The organism is Pseudomonas sp. 10C3 (genome assembly GCF_036346185.1).
In the GTDB taxonomy this organism is placed as follows: Bacteria; Pseudomonadota; Gammaproteobacteria; order Pseudomonadales; family Pseudomonadaceae; genus Aquipseudomonas.
This window is the reverse complement of record NZ_JASJVE010000199.1, coordinates 1-240: the sequence shown is the minus strand read 5'-3', so window position 1 is coordinate 240 and position 240 is coordinate 1. Positions and strand designations below refer to the sequence as shown.

Annotated in this window: 1 protein-coding gene; it reads right to left on the bottom strand. The window is 62.9% G+C overall.

Annotated elements, in window-relative coordinates; translation table 11 throughout:
* The coding region (locus QN399_RS26620) for an SAM-dependent methyltransferase (protein ID WP_330201979.1) at positions 1-240 on the bottom strand (240 nt) is incomplete at both ends.

The following is a 240-nucleotide window of genomic DNA, read 5'->3' as shown; positions in this document are numbered from 1 at the left end:
CCGTGACCCCTGGAATGATCTGGAAAGGGATGCCCAGCTCACGCAAATGGCGTATTTGTTCACCAATCGCCCCATACAGGCTGGGATCACCGGAGTGCACCCGCGCCACGTCCTGGCCTTGGGCATGGGCCGTCTTGATCAGCTCGATGATCTGCTCCAGGTGCAGTTCGGCGCTGTTGACCACCTGGAGCGCCTGATGACCTTCCAGCACGGCGGCGGGCACCAGCGAGCCGGCGTAGA